This is a genomic window from Flavobacterium sp. 3HN19-14 (assembly GCF_051373205.1).
Classification (GTDB): Bacteria; Bacteroidota; Bacteroidia; order Flavobacteriales; family Flavobacteriaceae; genus Flavobacterium.
Window position 1 is genome coordinate 2,142,628 of record NZ_JBPPZT010000001.1, and the last position, 24,438, is coordinate 2,167,065.

Consider the following 24,438-nt stretch of genomic DNA (forward strand, 5'->3'; position numbering starts at 1 on the left):
TTACATCTGATTTAATAAAGAAAAATGCGGTTCAACATTGAACCGCATTTTTATATACAATATTTGAATTATCTCACTATCTAATTTTCAAATTATCTCATTTAAGATTATCCTCAAACTTCACGTCAAACAGATTCACAAATGCATTTTCAATCGTACCATCTGCATTGAGAATCATTGTACGGTGAATTTTATTGATGACCCATTTTTCTTTCATATCTTCGAAATCTGCAGCACGCAATTCGGTTACGCCGTCAAATTTGTAATTGGAAAGCAGTTTGAGCCAGTTCTTTTGGTTGTTGTCTACGCAAATCCCGATGAAATGATAATCAGGATGTGACTTCTGCATTTCTATAATTTTCTTGTGAGCTGCGGCCAAATGCGATTCGAGACTTTCCGTCCAAAAGAAAAGTACGGTTTTAGATTTGATGAAAGTGTCGATTGAAACCGGTTCATTTTTCATGTCAACCAACGCGACTTCAGGTAATTTGTTTCCGGTTTTGAGTTGCTGGATGGCATTGCCGATTTTCAGGATTTCATTGTGCTGACTTGTATCTGTTGATAAAACATGGTATTTGTCGAGAAACTTTTTGTTGTTGACGATATTCTGGTCTTCAAGCAGATAAGTAAATGCGATGTTATTGAGGATCGTATTTTTTATCTTTTCATTCTTGAACAGTGTGTCGGCGATGTTCATTTTCCGGATATTCATATCGAGCGCCATATCGGCCGGACTCGTATTTGCCGGTAAATCCTTGCTCAAAGCAACATTATTGAGCATGTAGGTCAGGTATTTTACAAACGGCGAATATTCCTTTAATTTTAAGTTATTGAAATCGATATCGTGCCTGTAATCATAAAAATCAACGGGAAGCTGCCTTTTTAATATCAGTGCCTGTCCGTGCTTTGTGCACAATCGGATAGATTTCTTTTTGATGTAATGGTTGAAGTTGAGGCAGGCCTGGGCGTAAATGTCAAAATCATCGCTCCATTCCAATTCCTGCTTTTTGGTGTCGTAAAATGCCTTTTTTATAGCATAAGTTGAATCGACATTCTTCTTGAATTTCGGGTATTCGTAATCAAAAACGTCATAGATTTTCTTCTTGTCTTCTTCATTTTTGAGATACAATTCCATCAAGAAGTTGTTCTTTTCCTCACCGCGTCCGCAGAAGACAATTGATTCATCAAAATCGTCAGCGTTGATGCGCACCATGATGCTGTCATTCTTGTCGAAATAAACGTATTGGAATTCAGGTTCGTTCTTAAAATTATAAAGCCCGGGCGTCAGCGAATCGAATTTGATGAAAAAAGTATTGTCTTTCTTCAGTCTTATCGTGTCTATAACTTCAGAGCCACGGCAAAAAAGTACGTATGGATTGGTTGGATTTGTAACTTCGCCTCCGAAATAAGCAGTGTAATTGTCGTCCTTAAATTGCTTGTTGCACGAAAGCAAAGACACTAAACAAGCCGCTAATAAGAACAGTTTTATAAATTTTAAATCACGCATGTGTAAAAATTATTGTAAACAAAAATATCAGGTTATTAACAATTATATTGTTAAGGCATAGTTAAATATGGTTTCAGCAGCCAAACCTCCCCATTGTTGAGAATAATCTATATACGAATAAAAAAATGAAAAGTGTTGACAGTACTAACAGCCAGCCTTTTTTTCTGTTTTTGTTCCTGAAAATCATGAAGATTCCGGCTACAAATATGCCGACAAAAAACAAGTAAGAAAATAAAAATCAAATAGAACAGGAACATAAATAAGGCCAATGATTTAGTAACAGTGAAAGCCGTAAATCTCCACTATTTTTTCTACTTTTGCAAAAATTTTTTATAAAAGATAATTCATGTTAACAGTAAACAATTTATCGGTTCAGTTTGGCAAGAGAATCCTGTTCGACGAAGTAAATACGACCTTCACACACGGCAATATTTATGGCGTAATAGGTGCAAACGGTGCCGGAAAATCAACTTTCCTCAAAATAATGGCCGGTGATATGGATCCGACTTCGGGTCACGTTCAGTTGGAGCCGGGTAAAAGGATGTCTGTCCTGAACCAGAACCACAACATGTTTGACGAGCATACAGTACTCGAAACCGTCATGATGGGTAACAAAGTATTATTCGCCGTTAAAAAAGAAATGGACGAATTATACCTCGATTATAACGACGCCAACGCCGACAGAATTGGAGAATTACAAGTGCAGTTTGAGGAAATGAATGGCTGGAATGCTGATTCTGACGCAGCGGCTTTGCTTTCAAACCTTGGGATTGGTGAAGATTTGCATTACACTTTAATGGCAGATTTGGACGGGAAACTGAAAGTCCGCGTGCTTTTGGCACAGGCACTTTTCGGAAATCCGGATGTTTTGATTATGGATGAGCCGACAAATGACCTTGATTTCGAAACCATTGCCTGGCTTGAGAATTTCCTGGCGAATTATGAAAATACGGTAATTGTAGTTTCTCACGACCGACACTTTCTCGATGCGGTTTGTACGCATATTTCTGACATCGACTTTGGAAAAATCAACCATTATTCAGGAAATTATACTTTTTGGTATGAGTCAAGTCAATTAGCGGCGAAACAACGTGCGCAGCAGAACAAAAAAGCGGAAGAAAAGAAACAGGAACTGGAAGAATTCATCCGTCGTTTCAGCGCCAACGTAGCCAAATCGAAACAGGCAACTTCGCGTAAGAAAATGATTAGCAAGTTGAATATTGCTGAAATCAAGCCATCGAGCCGCCGCTATCCTGCGATTATTTTCGATCAGGAAAGAGAAGCCGGTGACCAGATTTTAAACGTACAGAACCTGAGTGCTTCGATTGAAGGTGAAACGCTTTTCAAAGGCGTCGACCTGAACATGGCTAAAGGTGATAAAATTGTCTTATTTTCTAAAGATTCACGTGCTACGACAGCATTTTATGAAATATTGAATGGCAACCAAAATGCTGATTCAGGAACTTTTGATTGGGGAATTACAACGAATCAAGCATATTTACCAGTGGACAACCATTCATTTTTTGAAAACGATTTGTCTTTGGTAGATTGGCTGCGTCAATGGGCAAAAACCGAAGAGGAACGCGATGAAGTTTACATTCGTGGTTTCCTTGGGAAAATGATTTTTTCAGGTGAAGAAGCGCTCAAAACCAGCCGCGTGTTGTCAGGAGGAGAAAAAGTAAGGTGCATGCTTTCACGAATGATGATGGAACGCGCGAACATTCTGATGCTTGACGAACCTACGAATCACCTGGATTTGGAATCGATTACAGCTTTCAATAATTCACTTAAAAACTTCAAAGGCTCTGTCATTTTAACGACACATGACCACGAATTTGCGCAGACTGTCGGAAATCGAATAGTAGAATTGACGCCAAATGGTGCCATAGACCGCTATATGACTTTTGATGATTATCTTGATGATGAGAAAGTGCAGGAGTTAAGGAAGAAAATGTACAATTAGGCGATTAGATTTTAAGAGTTTGAAAATTATAAAAAAAGCGATTCATTTTGAGTCGCTTTTTTGTTTGCTATTTTCTTAAGTCTGCAATCTCACAGCCTTAAAATCTATTTTTTAAATCTGCTTATAATAAATATGATAACTGCAATAATAGCGATGACGATAAAAATGCCGACGCCCATTCCTGCTTTGAAAATGTCACCAATGACTTCACAGCTTGAAAATAAAGTTGCAATCAGAAAAAATGCGGCTAATCTTAATGAGATGGTTTTCATAATTCGTGGTTTTATAGTTATTTTTTGTTACTATAAAATTCACGATTTTCAACTGGAAAAAATTACAATATTGTAGGATTTTATTGTACAATTACCCCGCCGTGGCACGGAATATAAATCGTGAAAGTGGCGCCTTTATCAACAATGCCGTCAGCAACCACGATACCATTATGATTGTCAACAATTTTTTTGACTATGGCCAAACCAATACCGGTTCCCTTATATTGCGGGTCGGTATGCAGTCTTTGAAAGACATTAAAAATCCGGTCGGTATATTTCGGGTCGAAGCCGATTCCGTTGTCAGAAATGGTGATTTTTGAGTACAATTGATGCTTGAGGATGTTTTCGCCGGGTACGTCTTTACCCATTTCTGTGCCATTTTCAATAATGATATGTGAAGTCAAGCCCGGTTGCGAAAATTTTATAGCGTTAGAAATCAGGTTGGTCAGCAATTGCCTGAATTGCGATACAATTACGTTAACGTCGGCAAGGCCTTTCACTTCAATAACCGCATTGCTTTCGTCGATTTCTTCTGCGAGGTCACTTTTTACTTCGTTGACGATTTTTTTCAGGTTCGTAATTTCATAAGGGAAGATTTCGGTTTTCAGCCTTGAATACGCTAACAAATCCCTGATCAACAATTGCATCCTGTTCGCAGATTCCTGCGTGCGGTTCAGGTAATTGCGCGCCGTTTCAGAAAGCTGCTCGTCTTTCTTATCGGTAATTCTTGTAACGAAAGTCTGTATTTTTCGCAAAGGCTCCTGCAAATCATGACTTGAAATGTAGGTGAATGATTCTAATTCTTTATTCATCCGTGCCAGCGATTTATTCTTCTCTTCAAGTGTGGCATTTTGTTTCGCCAGCGCTTTTTCGTTACGTGTAATATTGATATAAGAAGCAAACAAAATCGCAATTGAGCAGACAATAAGAAAAATACTAAACATCGGTGTCAGCGCTGTTTCCTGTGTCAGGGCTTTGGTGCGGCCTTTCAGTAAAAGATCCTCTTGTGCCATCATTGCAAGGATATGATTGCGAAGAAACGCCCTGTTGGCACGGTATTCCGACCTTCTTGAAGTATCGCCTTTCGGAAGTTGCGGCGCACTTTTGAGGTTATCAATACGCAGTTTGATTAATTTCCGCAGCTTATCGAGATTCTTTTGCTGGATTGTATTTTCACCAATTGCAAAGTCGAGTTCGGTCAATTTTATTTGAAGCTGGTCGATCGCGTCATCGAACTCTTTGGCATAATAATCGTCACGTGTAATAATGAAACCACGTTGTGCTGATTCGATTCCTTTGACCGTCGAAAAAAGATTTTCGAGTTTGAGTTTTACGACATTGGTGTGGTTGACCCATTGTGTGGCCTTGAGCAGTGCATCAATCCTTACATAAGAAAAAACGGAAAGAGACAGCAACAGCGCCATGGCAAAAACGAAAATGATTTTTGTGCGTATGTGTCGTGTTTTTACCATAAAGGAGTAGGTTTTCAGGCCACATTAATTACAAATTCCGATCTTTCTGTTTTCCCTTGCATCGAATTAAAGTCGAAAGACAACACGTGTGCAATGGTTTTTTTAAGTGCATTATATGTGGCTGGCTTACAAATATAAAAATTTGCGCCGTGCTGGAAAGTTTTTTCTACAATATCTTTATTGGAAGAAGTGGAATAAATTACAACCGGAATATCCTTGAGCTTTGGCGTATTCCTGATTTCAATCAAACATTCGAAGCCATTTTTCAGCGGCATATTCAGGTCGAGAAAAATCACTTCGGGCGGTGGCGGCACGATATCTTCGAGTTTTTCCATCAACGTTACCCCATCATTGATGATGGTTAAATTGATGTCGGAATGTATTTCCTGAGTACTTCTGAAAAGAGCGAGCAATCATCTGCATCGTCGTCAGTGAGGATTATTTTCCGTTTCATCATAGCACATTAAGTCGTTAGCACAGGTTAAATATAGGAATTAAAAAGCAACTAAAGCAAAATGTTAAAATTATTATTTCATGAACAAATGATTTGAGGCAACAATTTTACAACATCGTTTTTTTTGCTTACTTTTACAACCCAAACAACACACACATGAGTCAAAAAGTATTGCTAACTTCGAAGGAAGTCAATATCATTCTGCACCGTTTGGCCTGCCAGTTGATCGAAAAGCACCTCGATTTTTCCAATACTATCCTTATCGGAATCCAGCCCAGAGGCACGTTTCTGGCCGAAAGACTTAAAACTTTACTCGAAAACGAATATAATGTCGATGCCATAACGCTCGGCTACCTCGACATCACATTTTTCCGCGATGATTTCCGCCATACAGAAAAACCGCTTGAAGCCAACAGAACCAAAATCGATTTTATCGTAGAGAACAAAAAAGTCATTTTTATCGACGATGTTTTGTATACCGGCCGCAGCATCCGCTCGGCATTGACCGCAATTCAATCTTTCGGAAGACCGTCAGAAATCGAATTGCTGGTGCTGATTGACCGTCGTTTCAGCCGGCATTTGCCAATCCAGCCGGATTACCGCGGTAGGCAGGTGGATGCCATCAACAATGAAAAAGTAAAAGTGAACTGGATAGAAAATGAAGGCGAAGACGGTGTTTATTTAGTGTGAGTCGAAAGTCAAAAGTCGAAAGTCAAAAGTCAAAAGTCAAAAGTGAGAGCTGCAATCTGAAATCTGCAGTCTGAAATCTAAAATTTAAAAAATCTGCAATCTAAAATAGAATGAAGGAATTAAGCGTAAATCATTTATTAGGCATCAAATACATCAACAAAAACGATATTGACCTTATTTTTGAAACCGCCGATCATTTTAAGGAAGTCATCAACAGGCCGATTAAAAAAGTACCCTCCTTGAGGGATATCACGATTGCCAATATCTTTTTGAGAACAGCACGCGTACCAAATTATCTTTTGAATTGGCGCAAAAACGGCTTTCAGCAGATGTCATCAGTTTCTCCGCGGCGCAATCTTCGGTCAAAAAAGGCGAAACACTGATTGATACCGTTAATAATATTCTGTCGATGAAAGTCGATATGGTCGTGATGCGGCACGCCAATCCCGGAGCGGCTTATTTCCTTTCGCAAAATGTAAAAGCAAGTATCGTAAATGCCGGAGACGGCGCGCATGAACACCCGACACAAGGGCTTCTCGACAGCTATTCGATTCGCGAAAAACTCGGAGAAGTAGGTGGAAAAAAAGTCGTTATCGTAGGTGATATCCTGCATTCACGAGTTGCGCTTTCTAATATTTATGCACTGCAGATGCAAGGTGCCGAAGTAAAAGTATGCTGGCCGAAAACACTTATTCCAAAATACATCGAAAGCCTCGGCGTTACGGTTGAGCCAAATTTGCGAAAAGCACTGGAATGGTGCGATGTCGCCAATATGCTGCGTGTCCAGAATGAAAGGATGGACATCAATTACTTCCCGTCAACACGCGAATACGCCCAGCAATACGGTGTCGATAAAGCGCTTTTAGACTCCTTGGATAAGGAAATCGTCATCATGCACCCGGGCCAATCAACCGCGGTGTTGAAATTACGTCAGATGTTGCTGATTCGCAGCAATCTGTCATATTAAATCAGGTTGAAAATGGTGTGGCGATAAGGATGGCGGTGATTTATCTTCTGGCATCAAAAATAAAATAATATACTAATTAGAAAATGAGATAATTAGTTAATTAGATAATGTGAGTTTTGTAATTAGGTATTAAATTTCATAAATTCGCTTAATTGATAATTTTTGATAATTAATTAATTCTCAATTTTCTAATTATCACATTTTCTAATTATCTAATTTAACCATGAAAGTCGAAACCAAAGGACATACCACCACAATCAAAGACACGCAAGGCGACCTAACGGCGTTCCTGATGAAGCTTACACATGAGCATAAAACTTTTGAAAAGCACAATCTCATCATCGACATTACACATTGCAAAGACGCTTCTGTAAAAGAAGTGAATGCTTTCCTGCCACTTTGCAAAGCGCATAAAAAGAACAAAAAGTCTTTCGTAATCGTAGTTGAAGATTTCGATTTCAACAAGGCTTCCGACAAACTCGATATCGTTCCCACAAAACTCGAGGCGCACGACATCATCGAAATGGAAGAAATCGAACGCGATTTAGGTTTTTAATCAATCCAAAATTAAATTGAATCTTACCATTCTTGGCTGTTACGCCGCTACACCGCGCACTTTTACCAATCCGACATCGCAGGTTTTAGAGATAAAAAACCGGTTGTTCCTGATTGATTGTGCCGAAGGAACGCAAGTACAATTGCGCAAGAACAAAGTCAGGTTTTCAAAAATCAACCATATTTTTATTTCGCATTTGCACGGCGATCATTTTTTCGGATTGGTCGGACTGATTTCCACTTTCACATTGCTCAACCGCGAGAATGATTTGCATGTTTACTGGACGAAAAGGCATCAAGGAAATCATTCTGCTGCAATTGCGTTATGCCAATTCTTTTACAGGTTACGGACTATATTTCCATGAACTTTCATCGACTGAATCTGAAGTTGTTTATGAAGATGAAAAAGTCATTGTTTCGACAATTCCGCTGCAGCATCGCGTTTACACGAATGGTTATCTTTTCCGTGAAAAAATCGGCGACAGAAGGATCAATGCCGAAGCCATGAAACGCCATCAAATTGAAACCTGTTATTTCCAGAATGTCAAGAACGGCAAGGATATTACGCTTGACGACGGCACGATAATCAAAAATGAAGAACTGACTTTTGAGCCGATTCCGCCTAAGAGTTACGCCTTTTGTTCCGATACCGTTTACACGGAAAGCTACCTTTCGCTGATTGAAAATGTTGATGTTTTGTACCAGGAATCCACTTTTCTCGATTCAGAAGCGCATCTTGCCGAAAAAACCATGCATTGCACCGCAAAACAAACCGCGACAATTGCCTCAAAAGCCAAAGCAAAGCAGCTTATTTTAGGCCATTATTCCACAAGATATGATTCTATTGCGCTTTTCAGGGAAGAAGCCGCAACGGTTTTTCCGAATACGCACTTAGCCGACGACGGAAAGTTTTTTGAATTTTAGAATTAGAGAATGGGAAAATTAGATAATTAGAAAATTACATTCTAACTTTATATTTTGTTACCATTATCTCATTTTCTAATTATCTCATTTTCTAATTAAAATGAAAGATTTAAGCAACTACCGAAAATCCTACGGGCAAAATTCCCTAATTGAAGAAAATATCACTCAAAATCCATTCGATTTATTCCAGAAATGGTTTGAAGAAGCCGATAAAATTCCGGATTTCGAAGCCAACGCCATGACCGTTTCAACCATTGGATTGGATGGTTTTCCTAAATCAAGGATTGTTCTACTAAAACAATTCGACGATAACGGTTTTATTTTCTACACCAATTACGATTCTGAAAAAGGAAAAGCGATTGCCGAAAATCCGCACGTAAGCCTTTCATTTTTCTGGCATTTGCTCGAAAGGCAAGTCATCATTAAAGGAAAAGCTGAAAAAGTTCCGGAAAAAATGTCTGACCATTATTTCGATTCAAGGCCTGAAGGCAGCAAACTCGGCGCCGTCGTTTCATTGCAAAGCGAAGTGATTGATTCCCGCGAAAAACTCGAAGAAAAACTTCGGAATCTCGAACACCAATTTGAAGGGAAACCAATTCCGAGACCCGAAAACTGGGGCGGTTATCTGGTAAAGCCCGTCGAAATTGAATTCTGGCAGTGCCGCCCGAACCGCCTGCATGACCGAATCCGTTATCAATTGCAACCTGATGATTGCTGGAAAACTGACCGCCTGCAACCTTAATTCATCATAAAAAACTTATAAAACAGCGGTAATCTTTTGCGTTTCATTTTAAAATCACGATATTTAAAGAATCAGATTTTAAAATCCCCGAAATGAAAAATCTCATCCTCATCAGGCACGCAAAATCAAGTTGGGAAGCACCTTTGATAGACAATGACCGCCCGCTCAATAACCGCGGTATCAACGACGCACACCAAGTATCACAAGAGATTGTTGCCGATTTGCCTAAAACTTTTATCGTTTGGAGCAGCACCGCAAAACGCGCTTCTGAAACGGCAATGATTTTTATGCAGAATATGCAATGTCCGGTTGAGAGTATTATTTATAAGGACGATTTATATACTTTCGACAGCCGTCAGCTCCAAAAAATCATTAAATCCTGCAATAATGATTATGATAACGTTATTCTTTTCGGACACAATGAGGCGATAACAGATTTTGTTAATAAATTTGGAGACCGATACATCGACAATGTGCCCACGTCAGGCTTCGTTTCGATTGCATTTGATACTAATAATTGGGAAAACATTGCGAAAGGCAAAACCTTGAAAACGGTCTTTCCGAAAGATTTAAAATAATAAATGACACCAGAAAATAGATATATTGACAGGGAAAAAAGCTGGCTCTGTTTTAATGCACGTGTACTTCAGGAAGCCGGAGATGAGAATGTTCCGTTATTGGATCGGCTTCGGTTTTTAGGGATTTTCTCGAATAATTTAGACGAATTTTTCCGTGTTAGATTTGCTGCAATCCGCCGCTTGAGCCTTTCGGGGATTTCTGGCGAGAAGGTTTTGGGCGGAATTTCCTCAGAAAAATTGCTCAAGGAAATTACGGCAATCGTAATCCAGCAGCAATCAGAAAGTCTTCGGATATTAAGTATTATCGAGAAAAAACTCGAAAAAGAAAATATTTTCATCATCGATGAAAGCGAAATTACCAAAGAGCAGGAAAATTTCATCAAGGACTTTTTCATCCAGAGGGTAAGTCCGGCGTTGGTTACCATTATATTGAATGATTTGGCAGAATTCCCGATTTTAAAGGATACTTCGGGTTATCTGGCGGTAAAATTGGTGATGAAACCATCGTCAAAACCTTTTCTCGGCCTCGGAAAACCAAAACCTGAAGTGCGCTACGCGATTATTGAAATCCCGAAAACCATCAACCGCTTTTTGGTTTTGCCGTCATCGAATGAAAAGCAATATATTATTCTTTTAGACGACGTCATTCGCTACCATTTGGGCAATATTTTCAACATTTTTGATTATGAAAGCGTTTCGGCACACATGATAAAAATTACGAGGGATGCACAGCTCGAAATTGATTCTGATTTGAGTAAAAGCATGCTCGAAAAAATCGCGACCAGTGTCAAAGACCGCAGAATTGGCGAGCCGGTGCGATTTGTTTACGACCAATCGATTGGAAAGGATACGCTGCAATTTTTTATTGACAAACTGCATATCGAAACGACCGACAGTATCATTCCGGGTGGCCGCTACCACAACCGCCGCGATTATATGGATTTCCCGAATTTGGGAAGGTTTGATTTGTTGTACCACCAGAATACGCCGCTTCCGGTGGTTGGGCTAAGCCTTGAAGGCAGTATTTTGGAGAAGATCAGCCAGAAAGATTATCTGGTGAATGCGCCTTATCAGTCGTTTTCTTATTTGATAAAATTCCTCAGAGAAGCGGCTTTGAACCGAAAGTAACTTCGATAAAAATTACATTATACCGCCTGGCCAAGAATTCCCAGGTCATCAGTTCGCTTATCAATGCTGCTAAAAACGGCAAGAAAGTAACCGTCCAAATCGAATTGCAGGCGCGTTTTGACGAAGCCAGCAATATTTCGTATTCTGAGCAAATGCAACAGGAAGGCATCGAATTGATTTTCGGGATAAAAGGCCTGAAGGTGCACTCGAAAGTTTGTATGATTGAGCGCATGGAAGAAGGAAAAATCAAGCGTTACGGTTTTATTTCAACAGGAAATTTCAACGAATCGACTGCAAAAGTCTATACCGATGTGACGCTTTTCACAAGCCATCAGCAGATTTTAAAAGATGTTTCGAAGATTTTTGAATTCTTTGATGTCAATTACAGACTGCACCGTTACAAGCACCTGATTGTTTCGCCGCATTACACGCGCACCAGGATTTACCGCCTTATCGACAAGGAAATCATGTATGCAAAACTCGGCAAACAAGCTTATATGAAACTCAAAATGAACAGTTTATCAGACTTTAAAATGATTGATAAATTGTATGAAGCGAGTCGCGCCGGAGTGAAAATACAGTTGCAGATACGTGGTATTTGTTCTTTGATTCCGGGTGTTCCGGGCATGAGCGAAAACATTGAGGCCATAAGTATTGTCGACAATTACCTCGAACACTCACGCGTTTTTATATTTGCTAACGGCGGTGACCCGGAGGTTTTCATTTCTTCTGCAGATTTTATGACCAGAAACCTCGATGGAAGGGTAGAAGTGACCTGCCCGATTTACGACGAAAGCGTTAAAAATGAACTCATCGACAACTTCAATGTGGGTTGGAAAGGAAATGTAAAAGCGAGACTGCATTCTGAAAAGCTCGATAATAAGTACCGTGTACGTGGTAATTCGCCTGTGTTCCGTGCACAGCTCGAAACCTACAATTATTACAGGAATAAACTTGAAGTTATTACCGAGAAATTATAATTAAGTTAAAAGTTTAGCCCCCTGAACCTTAAACCCAAAACCCTGAACCATCCATGATTACTATTAAAAAATACGCAGCAATTGACATCGGTTCCAACGCGATGCGGTTGCTGATTGCCAATATCATTGAGGAAAAGAGCAAAGAAACGCAATTCAGCAAAAGTTCATTGGTACGAGTTCCAATCCGTTTAGGGCAGGATGCGTTTACGGTAGGGGAAATTACCGAAGAAAATACCGAGCGCATGATCGATGCCATGAAAGCCTTTAAATTGCTGATGAAAGTGCATAAAGTCGAAAAATACATGGCATGTGCAACTTCAGCAATGCGCGAAGCTTACAACGGAAAAGAAGTCGCCGAACTGATCAAGAAAAAAGCCGATATTAAAATCGATATCATTGACGGTAAAAAAGAAGCGGCGATTATCGCTTCAACCGATTTAAATCATTTACTGAAAATAGACAAGACCTATCTTTATGTAGACGTAGGCGGCGGCAGTACCGAATTCTCGCTGTTCAATGACGGTAAGATGATGGTTTCCAGGTCGTTTAAAGTCGGAACCGTGCGCTTGCTCAACAATATGGTTAATGATATCGTTTGGGTAGAAATTGAAAAATGGATCCGTGCCAATACCGAAAAATATGAACAGGTAACTTTAATCGGTCGGCGGAAATATCAATAAACTGTTTAAAATGTCAGGAAAACTCGAGGAAAAACCATTGTCGTACATTTACCTGAATTCGCAATATACCGCCTTGAATGCATTATCCTATGAACAAAGGATTTATGAACTCGGAATGAACACCGACCGCGCCGACGTTATCATTCCGGCACTTCGTGTATATCTTAATGCGATGAAATGGAGCGGTGCGCGGCAAATCTATGTTCCGAAAATCGGATTGGCAGACGGCATTATCAAGGCGATGTATTACAATAAAATCTGACGATGAACAAAGGAAGACTCGAAGCATTCAGCGACGGCGTGCTCGCCATCATTTTAACCATTATGGTCTTGGAACTTAAAGTCCCTGAAAGTGCTGATTTTGAGTCGCTTTTAGAGTTGTTCCCGGTTTTCCTGAGTTACATCCTGAGTTTTATCTACATCGGGATTTACTGGAACAACCACCACCACATGATGCACAGCGTTTCGAAAGTGAATGGAAAAATCCTGTGGGCGAACCTGCATTTACTGTTTTGGCTGTCACTTGTTCCGTTTGCGACAGGCTGGATGGGCGAAAATCATTTTGCGAAAGCCACGCTGACCGTTTACGGAGCGATGCTGCTGATGGCCGGCGTCGCCTATTGGATTTTGCAAAGCATCATCATCAAAAGCCAGGGACAAAATTCAATTTTGAAAAAAGCTGTCGGCAAAGACTGGAAAGGACTGTCATCGCCGCCATTGTATACGCTTGGAATTATCTTGTCATTTTTTAACGAATGGCTTTCCGGCGCGGTTTATATTTTTGTAGCGTTGATGTGGCTGGTGCCAGACAGGAGGATTGAGCGTGTAATCGGGGAGCAGCAATAAAATAGTATAGCTTCGTAACTTCGCAAGCCAGTATCATCTCAGTTTTATTTGATCAATGTCATGATTTCGAACTCCGAATTGGCCATTTTTTTAAGCAGCAGATAATTTTTAGGTATTGTTATTTCCTGGTTTTTGTCATAAAAATCATTCAGTTCAGTATTGGCTTTCTGAGCCAGATCTGATTGCCCAATTGAGAAATAATACTCCTGATTATATAAATAAGCTTGTAATTTCTGAACATCGGTTGACTTTTCATCCGAAAGGATTTCGTCAATCAATGGTTTGACTTTTGAGTCGTTTTCGGTAATTTCATCAAACATATAAAGTTCAACCAATTCGCCTTTTTCTTTTTCTTTGATGAATTTTTTTTCGTCGTCTTTACTGAACAGGTTTTTTCTGTAGATTATTAAATTGTTCCTGATGAAATACCATCGCACCAAATGGTTCTTATCTTCTTCATTAAATTTCCGGGAGTTCTGATCGAAGTTTGTTGAAAGAACTATTATCGGGCCATCTTTAGTTTCCGGCACTATTGAGAATAGTAATTCCGCATCAGGCTTTTCGCTTTGAGGAAAAACAAATTTAATTTTATTGTCTTTTGAAATTCTCTGGCGAACAGTTTCAATCACCTGGGCCATTTCTTCAGAACTAAGTTGCTTATTGAGGTCAGTCCTGTAAAATGCATCTGCAAAAAAATTATGGACAAATATAAACTTATCGAAATTGTAATTATTTGATTTCGTTTCATCTGTATAATAAACATTGAACTTTTTCTGGGCGTTCATGCTCAAACTAACCACAGCTGTTAACAAAAATAGTGTTGTGCTTTTCATAGGATTTAAAAATTGATTTTGACAGGCAGGGTTTCAGGGCAGATTAGTTCCGGCGTTTATTTTTTGAAATTAAAATTCTGATATCTACAAATAAGTATACGCAGGCAGCTGCAATTACTCCAATGCCGCGCAATTTATCTTTCGGAGTCGTCGGAGCACTTGTCAGTGTATCAAATCCATACCAGATAAGGAATGCACAAAATAAATAAGCAAAAACCCTGACAATTGTTTTTTTTAAGGTTGGTTCGCTATTCTCTTTTTCGGATAAATTTTCCATCTATTGCTATTTTCACCGTTAATTATTTTGCCAATCCCGGGTTGGGTCTCATTATTTGTTATGCATATTGCCCCAAGACGAAATTATGGAAAACTGCCGGATATTCTGCAGAAAAGGCCGCAATTTCGCCAGGCTGCCCGTTATTGTTCAATAATCAAATTTGGAAAATTTTCTTTAAATTTAGGAATGTCCCTTTCTCTTTTATCATAAAGCCTTACGGCATTGTTTTGATAATTAAAGTAAAGCTCACCGATATATTTCACTTTGCCTTTTTCGATATGAAAGGCAAAATTCATAGGAATTTCTGCCTGCGACTGATAATAACCGCCGTTTTCATGCAGCCGCAAAGTCGTAAATTTATATTTGCCTTCGCGCTCGGTTATCGAAAAATAATAAACCGCCTTATTTTCATCGAAGAAATCAGGCTTAAACTTCACGACAGTCATTTGTTGGGCCTTATTGTTATCATCCTTTGGGTTGAAATACTCTTGTCATCCGGCCCAGATAATGAAAAAAATATTGATTGAATCTTGGCCTTTCATTTTCAATAGCGATTGTGCCGACCAGCATGCCGTCTGTCGCATTTTGTACCAATGATGGCGGAATTAAAGTTGAAGGCGCCGTTGCACAGGAAATGATCATGGAACAGGCGAATAAAATAAAGATTGCTTTTTTCATGTTCAGTTTTGAGAGTTATGATTAGCAAGCCAGATGGAATCATTGGATTCTTTCGGTAACGAAACGAAGTTATGCAAATCAGGCGAACAATTTTGCGCAAATTGCCAAACGCTGGTGTGAAATTGCACGTTAGCAGTAGTGCTTATTTATTTTTCAGCCAATTCTTTTAATTTTTTATTCATTGCTTCAAATCCTTTTCGTGTATTGTTGTCAAGCATCTTTTTGAAAAGCGGCACAAGCAGCCCAATAAAATTTTCTTGCTGGATAAGCGTAGTTGTTCCGTTTTTGTTGTCAATAAGTTCAAATTGATGTTCTCCGTCAAAAACGCCCCGAAACATAAAAACACCAAGCCAGCTTAATTTTTTGTTTGGTTCCAATGCTGTCACGGTCGGTTTAAAATTATTGGCGTTCGCTCCGGGTGGTTCTATCCTTACAGCAATTTTATTTCCAACTTTTACGTCACCCGTTATAGATGTTATAAATGGATTCCAATTTGGATATTCATCAAAATCAGAAAGGATACTCCAGATTTTTTCGGGAGTTGCATCAATTGTTATTTCAGTTTTAAGTTCAAAAGCCATTGTATGGGAATTTAAGTTATCAGTACCTTATTCTATATTGAGCAATTGTATGACTTGGTTTCTTAACATTACCGCTAATCACAAATATACGCATTCATTTAAATCAATATCAAAATCTTTAAATACGTATCCCGACACGTTCCTGACGTCTCCAACGCTACATTTCACGTATCCAGACACGTTCTTTACGTATAAAACGGGGTTCTTTAGGTATAGAACGGCGTTGACAACGCCCCGAACGGCATAAACAACGTACCAATCGACGTCGGCAACCCCGCTGGCAACGTAAACAACGTATCAACCTACGTCAACAACGTATTAAAACACGTTTCGTCATAAAAAAGCCCGGATTTACTTCCGGGCTTGATTTAATAAAATGCTTCCGACTATGGTGTGGTATCATCAGAAGTAAAAAACTCCTTCATTGCATTGTATTTGTCTTCGTAACCTGCCGCGCCTCCGCCGTCATCTTCTGCTTTATATTTGGTGTATTTGTAATCCTTGCGCGCCTCGCCGTATAACGTATAATCAACCAATGTACGCGGTCGTTAGATAATTCGTTCAGTTCATTAAGCATGTCGATAACGAGCATGTAGTTTTTGCGGGTAGTGGTATTTTTCGTGAAATTAGTCCAGTTGATCTCCGGGTTAGAAAGCGCAGGCATATTGTTGCGGTAGTCCTGCACCTTATTAATGATCAGTTTATTCTTCTCGTTGATAGAACCGTATCTAACACGGTCTTCAGGTTCGAGATTGACAAATTTCGGCGTGAGGATTGCCTTAACTGCGTTGATGCTCGTACGGATGGTGCTCAGTTCGGCATCGGTAAGTTCTGGTAATGTAACTGGAAGTTGTGACATAAAATAATTATTTGGTTAGGTTAATTCGCCTGCTCTTATAACAGTGAATTAAAATTAACAAAAAAATTGAATTATGAGATTTTTTACTTTAAAAAAGTTGATTGAGATGCTTTTTTGAGAAATCAAATATCCAAATCAAAAGTCCGCCTTAGCAAATCCAGGTTCGGGTTGATCTCATTCAGCCTGTTGAATTTGTCCTGCGTCGTAAAAGCCTTGCGCGTATCCATCGTCTCATTCACCACAATCTCGATCATGATGTCGTGGTTGTGTAATTTCCCGCGCAGGTAACCCAGGAGTTCGTGCTTTTCGCTTTCAAAATCGATTTTCGAACCTTCATTCGGCAGTTCATGGATGATGGTCGCGCCGTTGAGTTTCGGGTCGTTGATGAGCATCAAAGATTCCATGATCTTATGGCCTTTATCGCTTAAACGCTGCGCGTACTTGTTCCATTGCAGCATCATATCGGTTTCCGAAAACGGTTCTGTCGGCAATTGCGCTGCTTCCTTTACGGTTGCCTTGGTGGTTTGCTCCAATTCCCTTTTCGCACGGATGCTCGACAAAGAAAGTGCGGAAACTTTTATATCACTTCCGACAGGCATTTCAACTTTTGGAAGCGCTGTTTTCGGCGTTTCGACAACAGTTTCAGGCACAGCAACAGCCGGAATATTCAGCGGCGGAATCAGCACTTCCGGCGCTTTTACCTCGATTTCAAAAGTGCGTCCGTAAAAATAATTGGGCGGGATTATAAATCCGTCAGCTTTTTTTTTCTCCATCGAAAGTGATAGAGGCGAGTTGCATCAGGCAAAGCTCAACTAAAAGCCGCTGGTTTTGGGAAGATTTGTATTTTAAATCGCAATCATTCGCGACATCAATAGCTTTCAAAAGGAAATCCTGTGATGTTTTTTGCGCCTGTACGCCATATAATTTCTGGGCCTGTTCGCCTGCTTCCAGAAGCGCAAGTGTAGCAGGATTTTTTGAAACCAGCAAATCGCGGAAATGCGAGGCGAGTCCGGCCACAAAATGATGCCCATCAAAGCCTTTTGAAAGGATTTCGTTGTAAGCTACCAATAATTCCGGGATTTTATTCTCGAGGATCAAATCGGTTACATTGATGTAAGTTTCATAATCCAGCACGTTCAGGTTCTCCGTTACGGCTTGTCTGGTCAGGTTATTACCACAATAAGAAACCACGCGGTCGAATATCGAAAGCGCGTCACGCATGGCGCCGTCGGCTTTTTGTGCGATGATGTGCAGCGCGTCGTCTTCAAAACTGACGCCCTGGCTTTGTGCCACTTCGGCTAAATGTTCTTTCGCATCTTTAACTGTAATGCGCTTAAAATCAAAAATCTGGCAACGCGATAAAATGGTCGGAATGATTTTGTGTTTTTCGGTCGTCGCCAAAATAAAAATGGCGTGCTTTGGCGGTTCTTCGAGCGTTTTCAGGAAGGCATTGAACGCCGCTGATGAGAGCATGTGTACCTCGTCGATAATATATACCTTAAATTGTCCGGTTTGTGGTGGGATGCGCACCTGATCGATGAGGTTTCGGATGTCGTCAACAGAATTGTTAGACGCGGCATCCAATTCAAATACATTAAACGCAAAATCCTCATTCGGATCGTCATAACCTGGCTGGTTGATTTTACGGGCAAGAATACGCGCACAGGTTGTTTTTCCAACGCCACGCTGGCCAGTAAACAATAGGGCAGAAGCGAGGTGATTCGTCTCAATCGCATTGAGCAAAGTATTGGTAATAGCCTGCTGCCCGACGACATCTTTGAAGGTCTGCGGACGGTATTTTCTGGCTGATACTACGAATTGCTCCATGGAAAATGATTGGACGACAAATATAGTTTTTTAATTGAAAGTTTGAAAAAATTATGGTGGGAAAGATGGGCGGTTTTGCTAAATACTGCCGATTCTTTTGCGCCTTGAAAGATAAATTACCAATAGGAAAAGAATCACATTTATAATCAGTGAAATAGTGATGAAACCTTCAAAAAATTTTTCTTTACTTTTTGCCGCTTTTGCATCGGTAGCCGCTTTAAATTTGCGCAACTTTTCAAATTGGTAGATCCAGTTTTTAAGGTTTTCGTTTTTAGAATCTGCGATAAAAAGCGAATCCCGTACTAAGGATAATTCATTTTTTTCGCTGTGCGGTGTAGCGATATGCAAGTCTAAATCCATTTCGATTGATGGATTGCAAACGCTGAAATTAATCGTCTTGTCGTTATTGAAATTCGCATAAACCAGCCACAAGCTCCCAATCTTATCCGGGAATGCCGAACAGTCGCATACGACTTTTCCTTTCAGCGTTTTAGAACTGTATTTTCCTTTGAAGAATTCAAATACCTGAAATGTATAAGTCTGCCTGGAAGCATCAGATTGAATTACTTTACCATAAAAAACAACATCGCTTGAGCGAAGTCCTTTTGCAACCATTTTTTCCTTTTCAACCGGATTACACAGACAAGCGTAAGAACTGCAAGCAAAGAGCAACAGGAAATACAAAACGGGGGATTTCATAATGAGCTATTTATATACAATAATAGCAAAAAAATCATTCCACAATCAAAACTTTTTCATGTCGGGATGCAAGGTGATGTAAGTGTCAGTGACTTTCCTTCCTTTCTCATGGATGATGGTGCCTTTGCAGGTGTCATTGACGAATTCAAAGGCGATTCCGTCGGAAGTGGCGTCGTAAATTGCAACTTCTTTTTTAGCCGTATTTTTATATTTCGCTGCAAGTTGCAATTGCGGAAATATTTTGCTGATTTCAGGTTTTGTATTCCCGCTTCCGAGGCTGTCTTTGGTTTTATATTCTGCTGAAGTCACGCGGATTAATTTGACGACTTTCTCTTTCATTTCATTGTCTTTGTAAGTCGTGTAAATGTTTAATTCTTCGGTTTGTGTTCCGTGCCCGCCGTACCATGTCATCCAGGATTTTCCCATTGCAGCATCTGACATGTCTGGTTTTCCGAGTGTTGAAAGCGTTTCTGAATTGGCATTGAGATTCACGATTCCGGCAGAAGTTCCCGGAACAAGTAAAAATATTGTATTGATTTTTTCTGGATTGTCGGACTTTACAGGTTCTACAACTGAATCCAATTTGACAGCACCGTTTTCGACTTTTATCGCTGGTTCTTTTTTACAGGAAATCAATAAAAATAAAACCGATACTAAAACGAGTCTTTTCATAATAATATTTTTTGAATTGTAGATTTGAATTTGTCGCTGCTGCCTGTCATCTGCACCTGCTATCTGTTTATCCGACAACTTCAGCAATCGTTTCTTTCTTCAATAAATTAACAAGCGTCTTTTCTTCAGGATTTAGGTTTCGATTGCCTTTTCCGGGTTTGTAGTTGAAGATTGTACCGCGTTCATAAGCCGCAATTACTGTAGGATGCACGTAATATTTCTTGCAGACCGTTCTAGTATTGCCCAATTTCGAAGCGACTTCATCTAAAACTTCAATGATGGTATGCTTGGTTTCAGTGCTATTTTTCGGTGAACCGGCTTCCTGAAATGCTTTCAACGCATTGACACTTCCGGCCCAGCAACGGAAATCTTTAGCGGTAAATTCTTCGCCGGTGATTTCCTTCAGATAGCAATTGATATCAGCAGAGCCAATCGTTTTATGATTGCCGTTATCATCGTAATATTGGAATAATTCCTGTCCCGGAATGTCTTTGCATTTCCGAACGAGATTGGCCAGTTTCCTGCTTTTAAGGCTGATCTGATGGTGAACGCCTTTCTTGCCCACAAATACAAAACTGATCTTTTCGCCTGAAAACGAAACGTGCTTGTCGCGCAAAGTCGTAAGTCCGAAAGAGCCGTATAATTTTTTGTAAGCATCATTTCCGATACGGATGTTCGTCATTTCAATCAATTTCACCACTAAGGCGACCACTTTTTCAAATGGCAGTCCTTTTCTGTTTAAATCTTTATCGACTTGTTTCCTGATTTTCGGGATTACTTCGGCAAATCTTCTGAGGCGAAAAAACTTCGACTGGTTGCGGATTTTATTCCAATTCGGGTGATAGCGGTATTGCTTGCGGCCTTTTGTATCGGTTCCTGTTACTTGCAGGTGTCCGTTTTCGTACGGAGAAATCCATACATTTTCCCATGCAGGCGGAATCACAAGCTTTTTAATGCGTTCCAGCACTTCTTTATTGCTGACATTCTTGTAGTTTTCATCGGTATAAGTAAAACTATCGCCTGATTTTTTTCGATAAAACCCCTTCTCAGAATTTCCCGCATAGCGCAAACCGACAGCCTTGGCCGTAATTTTCGGGTCGCTTCCGATTTTAATGAGCTTTGATTCGAGGCGATTCATTTAATTCTGAGATTCCTGTCTGCCGCGGATGCTTAATTCGTTTAACACTTGCGTGGCACTTTTTTCACCCATTGACAAATCGCCCGCAACAAATACGCCGCGTTCACCGCCTTTTGACTTGATGCCGTAGACTGTTGCTTCGTCACCCGGATCGCTTTCGCCTTCATAGCGATAAATATGAGAGATTTCGAAATTATCCGGATTATTGATGATTTTATCTTCCTGAAGATTGAAATCTGTAGTGAAACCTTTTTCTTTTAATTCTTCCAAAGCCTTTGAAACCGTGGCATAATGATACATTTGACGTTCCATGATATGATAATTTTTAGTTATGTTTTGTAGATTAAAATTACACTTAAGAAACGTTGAAATGGTTATACAATTCTGTGAGAAAATTATATTATTTCGATTATACGTCAGTTCGAGTTGAATAAAGAAATGTGGTAGCTTTTCTTTATGAAGTATCGTGAACGTGGTGCGCAAAAGTTTCTCGATACGATTTATAGAAAAAGCTGGCTCATTTTTCTGCAAATCACCCAAACTGACGCTAAGTCTATTCGCTATGTGGTTAGATTTTACCAAAGGATTCCCGCAAAATATTGTAAGTTTGTACCGCAGACCGCCTTATCGCCACTCCTTTGGGATGGAGGAAAGTCCGGACACCACAGGGCAGCATAGCGGGTAACGCCCGTCACTTCGCAAGAGGGAGGACAAGTGCAACAGAAAGTATGTACAGGTAATGCTGTAGTGAAACCAGGTAAACTCTATGCGGTGAAATTTCAAGTATATCAGCATTTAAGGTTAGCCCAGGCCGTTGCTGAAGGGTAGAAAGATAGATCCCACGGGTAACTTCGGGGCGAGATAAATGATAAGGGTCTCGTTTTTGACGGGATACAGAATCCGGCTTACAGGTCTGCATTTTTTTGGTTCAGGGTTTAGGGCTCAGTTTGGGTATAGATTCTCATGGTTTATTCGCTCGTTCTTAGAATGCCCCCTGTACCTTGCGCCCAGCAACCTACACCTTAAACTCCAACCCGATATTCCGGATACTTTCCAGAGAAATCGATGCATCGTCACCAAAATACTTTCTTAATCGGCTGATAAATACATCCATGCTTCTTCCTGAGAAAAAATCGTCGTTTCCCCAGACCGCTTTCAGGATTTCTTCGCGTTTGAGCAATTGGTTTTTGTTTTTGTAAAGGAATTGGATCAATGCAGCTTCTTTCTCAGTCAGGCGTTGGATTTTCTCCTCTGACTTCAATTCAAAGCGTTGGGCATCGAAAGTATAAATACCGATTTTTATTTCGCCCAAATCAGGAATTGCAGTTGCTTTAGCCGTTCTTTTTAAGATGTTATTGAGCCGCAAGACCATTTCATCTGCTTCAAAAGGCTTGATGATGTAATCGTCGGCACCGAGTTTAAGGCCTTTGATTTTATCTTCTTTGAGTTTTCTTGCGGTGAGGAACACAAACGGAATTTCCGGATTGATTTTAATGATTTTTTCCGCCAATGTAAACCCGTCGATTTTCGGCATCATTACATCGAAAACGCAAATATCGAAAGTTTCTTTTTGGAAAACCTGCAGCGCTTCTTCGCCATTTTCGGTTACGGTTACGCTAAATCCGTATAATTCAAGGTATTGTTTCAGAACGCCTGCAAAGTCGGCGTCGTCTTCGGCAAGCAGTACTTTTTTCATCTTTAAATTGATGGAATACTGATATTAAATGCAGCGCCTTTGCCAAGTTCGCTTACGACTTTTATCGTGCCCTGGTGCGCTTTTACGATCTGGTCGACGTAATATAATCCGAGTCCGAGTCCTTTTGCATTGTGCAGATTGCCTTGCTCTACACGGTAAAATTTCTCAAACAAATGAAGCTGCTTGTTCTTTGCAATGCCGATGCCATCATCCTGAATATTGATGTTATACAGATTATTATCGATGGAAGTTTTCACCGAAATATTTCTACAGCCATATTTTATCGCATTTTCCAGAACGTTGACAATTGCAGTCGTCAGGTGGAATTTATCGAGCGTCAGATTAGTTTCGTTTAAAGGAAAATCAATATCAATTTGAACTGTCGGATGCGCGACTTTAAAATCATTAACGATTTGTAATAAAAGCGAATTTGCAGCTACTTTTTCTTTCTGCAATTCGATTTCAGAATGACCGAGTGAATTGCTCATAACCTGGTCGATAAGGCTTTGCAGGCGATTGTTCTGTCTTCCGATGGTCGCTACAATCGATTGAAACGCAGCGTCATCTTCGCGGATTTCCTTTCTTTCCAAAATCTTAGTAGAAACTGACAAAGTGGTTAACGGCGTTTTCAATTCGTGCGTAATATTATTGATAAAATCAGTTTTTACATCGCTTACTTTTTTCTGGCGGATTAATGCTTTTATGGCGACAACAAACAATGTAATCAATGTAAGAATCGAGAAAATCGCGAACACGAAGATCGTCGCCATGCGCTTCACAATAATCTGTTCCCAATTGGCGACAGAAACGTAAAGCGTGTCTTCCGTAAGCAATTTGTAATCAGAAGAAATTCTTTCGTGATTGGCGATTCCGCTGGTTGTACCGACGTAATTGCGCACCAAAAAAGCATCGTCTAATGACGCTAAATCGCCGTATAATTTATTGCCGATGAGTGGTTTTTCAGCAAAAATAGTATCTGCTGCTTTTGTGTTTTCGTAAATCACGAATTTGTTAAGCACAATTGCAAAATCAAGTTTTAAATCCGGAATTTCCTGATTGAATTCCTGTTGGAGTTTTCGGGTGAGTTCCGCCTTGAAATCATTTGACAGTAGCGCTTTTTTGATCATTGCTCGCGTGCCTTTATCGTAAATATAATTCTCGGCAAGCCGTTTGTAGTAAATATCTTTCTTATTGAAAATCGTCGAATCGATGTCGCTGTAATCGTTGGTAATCTTTGCGATTTTGTCTTTGATTTCGGCGCGGAATTCCTCGACTTTATAATCGTAAGCCGTTTTCACCAGATAATATTGCATCGCCGAAAGTGCAATCAAAACAATGGCAGAAAATGCAATCAGCACATTTATTTTTTGTTTCATTAAATTACGATTTTCATCCTTTGGCATTCAATTTTTAACCTTTG

General features: G+C 39.9%; 24 protein-coding genes, 1 other RNA gene and 4 pseudogenes. 12 read left to right on the plus strand and 17 right to left on the minus strand.

Features of this window, described 5'->3' with window-relative positions:
• Positions 1–97 precede the first annotated feature (97 nt).
• Positions 98–1,507 carry a peroxiredoxin family protein gene (locus tag ACSLFW_RS11600; RefSeq protein ID WP_436555880.1) on the minus strand — a complete coding sequence of 470 codons (1,410 nt, stop codon included), beginning with the start codon at positions 1,505–1,507 and terminating at the stop codon, positions 98–100.
• Positions 1,508–1,853: 346 nt separating this feature from the next.
• Here ACSLFW_RS11600 and ACSLFW_RS11605 point away from each other — a divergent pair, with 346 nt between their 5' ends.
• Positions 1,854–3,470, plus strand: a complete 1,617-nt coding sequence (locus tag ACSLFW_RS11605; protein ID WP_436555881.1) for an ABC-F family ATP-binding cassette domain-containing protein — start codon at positions 1,854–1,856, stop codon at positions 3,468–3,470.
• Between the two features lie 104 nt (positions 3,471–3,574).
• Here the strand turns inward: ACSLFW_RS11605 and ACSLFW_RS11610 are convergent, their stop codons facing one another.
• The 3 genes from ACSLFW_RS11610 to ACSLFW_RS11620 form a co-directional block, all read right to left on the minus strand.
• A complete protein-coding gene (locus ACSLFW_RS11610) occupies positions 3,575–3,742 on the minus strand; it encodes a hypothetical protein (protein ID WP_436555882.1) in 168 nt (55 codons plus the stop codon).
• 80 nt (positions 3,743–3,822) lie between these two features.
• Positions 3,823–5,214, minus strand: coding sequence for an ATP-binding protein (locus tag ACSLFW_RS11615; RefSeq protein WP_436555883.1), 1,392 nt, complete (start codon positions 5,212–5,214; stop codon positions 3,823–3,825).
• A gap of 14 nt (positions 5,215–5,228) precedes the next feature.
• Positions 5,229–5,627 (minus strand): response regulator, encoded by a 399-nt coding sequence (locus ACSLFW_RS11620; RefSeq protein ID WP_436555884.1) that lies wholly within the window; start codon positions 5,625–5,627, stop codon positions 5,229–5,231.
• Between the two features lie 197 nt (positions 5,628–5,824).
• On the opposite strand from ACSLFW_RS11620, the gene pyrR reads away from it, so the two are divergent.
• The 9 genes and pseudogenes from pyrR (at position 5,825) to ACSLFW_RS11665 (ending at position 13,758) form a co-directional block, all read left to right on the plus strand.
• Positions 5,825–6,358, plus strand: a complete 534-nt coding sequence (pyrR, locus tag ACSLFW_RS11625; RefSeq protein ID WP_436555885.1) for a bifunctional pyr operon transcriptional regulator/uracil phosphoribosyltransferase PyrR — start codon at positions 5,825–5,827, stop codon at positions 6,356–6,358.
• A 110-nt stretch (positions 6,359–6,468) separates the two neighbouring features.
• Positions 6,469–7,393: pseudogene (locus tag ACSLFW_RS11630) on the plus strand (aspartate carbamoyltransferase catalytic subunit).
• 155 nt (positions 7,394–7,548) lie between these two features.
• Positions 7,549–7,881 (plus strand): ribonuclease Z, encoded by a 333-nt coding sequence (locus tag ACSLFW_RS11635; RefSeq protein WP_436555886.1) that lies wholly within the window; start codon positions 7,549–7,551, stop codon positions 7,879–7,881.
• 16 nt (positions 7,882–7,897) lie between these two features.
• A pseudogene (locus tag ACSLFW_RS11640) lies at positions 7,898–8,804 on the plus strand (ribonuclease Z).
• A gap of 100 nt (positions 8,805–8,904) precedes the next feature.
• A complete protein-coding gene (pdxH, locus tag ACSLFW_RS11645; RefSeq protein ID WP_436555887.1) occupies positions 8,905–9,546 on the plus strand; it encodes a pyridoxamine 5'-phosphate oxidase in 642 nt (213 codons plus the stop codon).
• 92 nt (positions 9,547–9,638) lie between these two features.
• Positions 9,639–10,124, plus strand: coding sequence for a SixA phosphatase family protein (locus ACSLFW_RS11650; RefSeq protein ID WP_436555888.1), 486 nt, complete (start codon positions 9,639–9,641; stop codon positions 10,122–10,124).
• Between the two features lie 3 nt (positions 10,125–10,127).
• Positions 10,128–12,232 (plus strand): annotated as a pseudogene (gene ppk1, locus ACSLFW_RS11655) (polyphosphate kinase 1).
• Between the two features lie 53 nt (positions 12,233–12,285).
• Positions 12,286–13,174, plus strand: a pseudogene (locus tag ACSLFW_RS11660) (Ppx/GppA phosphatase family protein).
• Between the two features lie 2 nt (positions 13,175–13,176).
• On the plus strand, positions 13,177–13,758 hold the full coding sequence (locus ACSLFW_RS11665) for a TMEM175 family protein (RefSeq protein ID WP_436555889.1): 582 nt from the start codon (positions 13,177–13,179) through the stop codon (positions 13,756–13,758).
• A 44-nt stretch (positions 13,759–13,802) separates the two neighbouring features.
• On the opposite strand, the gene ACSLFW_RS11670 is transcribed toward ACSLFW_RS11665, so the two are convergent.
• From ACSLFW_RS11670 to ACSLFW_RS11680, 3 genes are all read right to left on the minus strand, one after another.
• Complete coding sequence (locus ACSLFW_RS11670; protein WP_436555890.1) at positions 13,803–14,591, minus strand: hypothetical protein; 789 nt, start codon at positions 14,589–14,591, stop codon at positions 13,803–13,805.
• A gap of 43 nt (positions 14,592–14,634) precedes the next feature.
• Positions 14,635–14,868, minus strand: coding sequence for a hypothetical protein (locus tag ACSLFW_RS11675; protein ID WP_436555891.1), 234 nt, complete (start codon positions 14,866–14,868; stop codon positions 14,635–14,637).
• A gap of 140 nt (positions 14,869–15,008) precedes the next feature.
• Positions 15,009–15,215 (minus strand): hypothetical protein, encoded by a 207-nt coding sequence (locus ACSLFW_RS11680; protein WP_436555892.1) that lies wholly within the window; start codon positions 15,213–15,215, stop codon positions 15,009–15,011.
• Between the two features lie 176 nt (positions 15,216–15,391).
• On the opposite strand from ACSLFW_RS11680, the gene ACSLFW_RS11685 reads away from it, so the two are divergent.
• Complete coding sequence (locus ACSLFW_RS11685; protein ID WP_436555893.1) at positions 15,392–15,571, plus strand: hypothetical protein; 180 nt, start codon at positions 15,392–15,394, stop codon at positions 15,569–15,571.
• 121 nt (positions 15,572–15,692) lie between these two features.
• Here the strand turns inward: ACSLFW_RS11685 and ACSLFW_RS11690 are convergent, their stop codons facing one another.
• From ACSLFW_RS11690 to ACSLFW_RS11725, 8 genes are all read right to left on the minus strand, one after another.
• On the minus strand, positions 15,693–16,127 hold the full coding sequence (locus ACSLFW_RS11690) for an SRPBCC family protein (RefSeq protein ID WP_436555894.1): 435 nt from the start codon (positions 16,125–16,127) through the stop codon (positions 15,693–15,695).
• A 421-nt stretch (positions 16,128–16,548) separates the two neighbouring features.
• Positions 16,549–16,986, minus strand: a complete 438-nt coding sequence (locus ACSLFW_RS11695) for a hypothetical protein (RefSeq protein WP_436555895.1) — start codon at positions 16,984–16,986, stop codon at positions 16,549–16,551.
• 122 nt (positions 16,987–17,108) lie between these two features.
• Positions 17,109–17,759, minus strand: a complete 651-nt coding sequence (locus tag ACSLFW_RS11700; RefSeq protein WP_436555896.1) for a DNA polymerase III subunit gamma/tau — start codon at positions 17,757–17,759, stop codon at positions 17,109–17,111.
• Positions 17,740–18,813 carry a DNA polymerase III subunit gamma/tau gene (dnaX, locus tag ACSLFW_RS11705; RefSeq protein WP_436555897.1) on the minus strand — a complete coding sequence of 358 codons (1,074 nt, stop codon included), beginning with the start codon at positions 18,811–18,813 and terminating at the stop codon, positions 17,740–17,742. Before dnaX ends, ACSLFW_RS11700 begins: the two co-directional genes overlap by 20 nt.
• Before the next feature lie 78 nt (positions 18,814–18,891).
• A complete protein-coding gene (locus ACSLFW_RS11710) occupies positions 18,892–19,428 on the minus strand; it encodes a hypothetical protein (protein ID WP_436555898.1) in 537 nt (178 codons plus the stop codon).
• Between the two features lie 129 nt (positions 19,429–19,557).
• Positions 19,558–20,184, minus strand: a complete 627-nt coding sequence (locus ACSLFW_RS11715; protein ID WP_436555899.1) for a hypothetical protein — start codon at positions 20,182–20,184, stop codon at positions 19,558–19,560.
• Between the two features lie 67 nt (positions 20,185–20,251).
• Positions 20,252–21,322, minus strand: a complete 1,071-nt coding sequence (locus tag ACSLFW_RS11720; protein ID WP_436555900.1) for a DNA topoisomerase IB — start codon at positions 21,320–21,322, stop codon at positions 20,252–20,254.
• Positions 21,323–21,634, minus strand: coding sequence for a hypothetical protein (locus ACSLFW_RS11725; RefSeq protein WP_436555901.1), 312 nt, complete (start codon positions 21,632–21,634; stop codon positions 21,323–21,325).
• A 299-nt stretch (positions 21,635–21,933) separates the two neighbouring features.
• On the opposite strand from ACSLFW_RS11725, the gene rnpB reads away from it, so the two are divergent.
• Positions 21,934–22,246: RNase P RNA component class A (gene rnpB / locus ACSLFW_RS11730), an RNA gene on the plus strand.
• 91 nt (positions 22,247–22,337) lie between these two features.
• Here rnpB and ACSLFW_RS11735 read toward each other — a convergent pair.
• The gene (locus ACSLFW_RS11735; protein WP_436555902.1) at positions 22,338–23,018 is read right to left on the minus strand and encodes a response regulator transcription factor; all 681 of its coding nucleotides are present in this window, start codon (positions 23,016–23,018) and stop codon (positions 22,338–22,340) included.
• A 2-nt stretch (positions 23,019–23,020) separates the two neighbouring features.
• Entirely contained in the window at positions 23,021–24,394 is a 1,374-nt protein-coding gene (locus ACSLFW_RS11740) for a sensor histidine kinase (RefSeq protein WP_436555903.1), read from the minus strand.
• Positions 24,395–24,438: the final 44 nt, after the last annotated feature.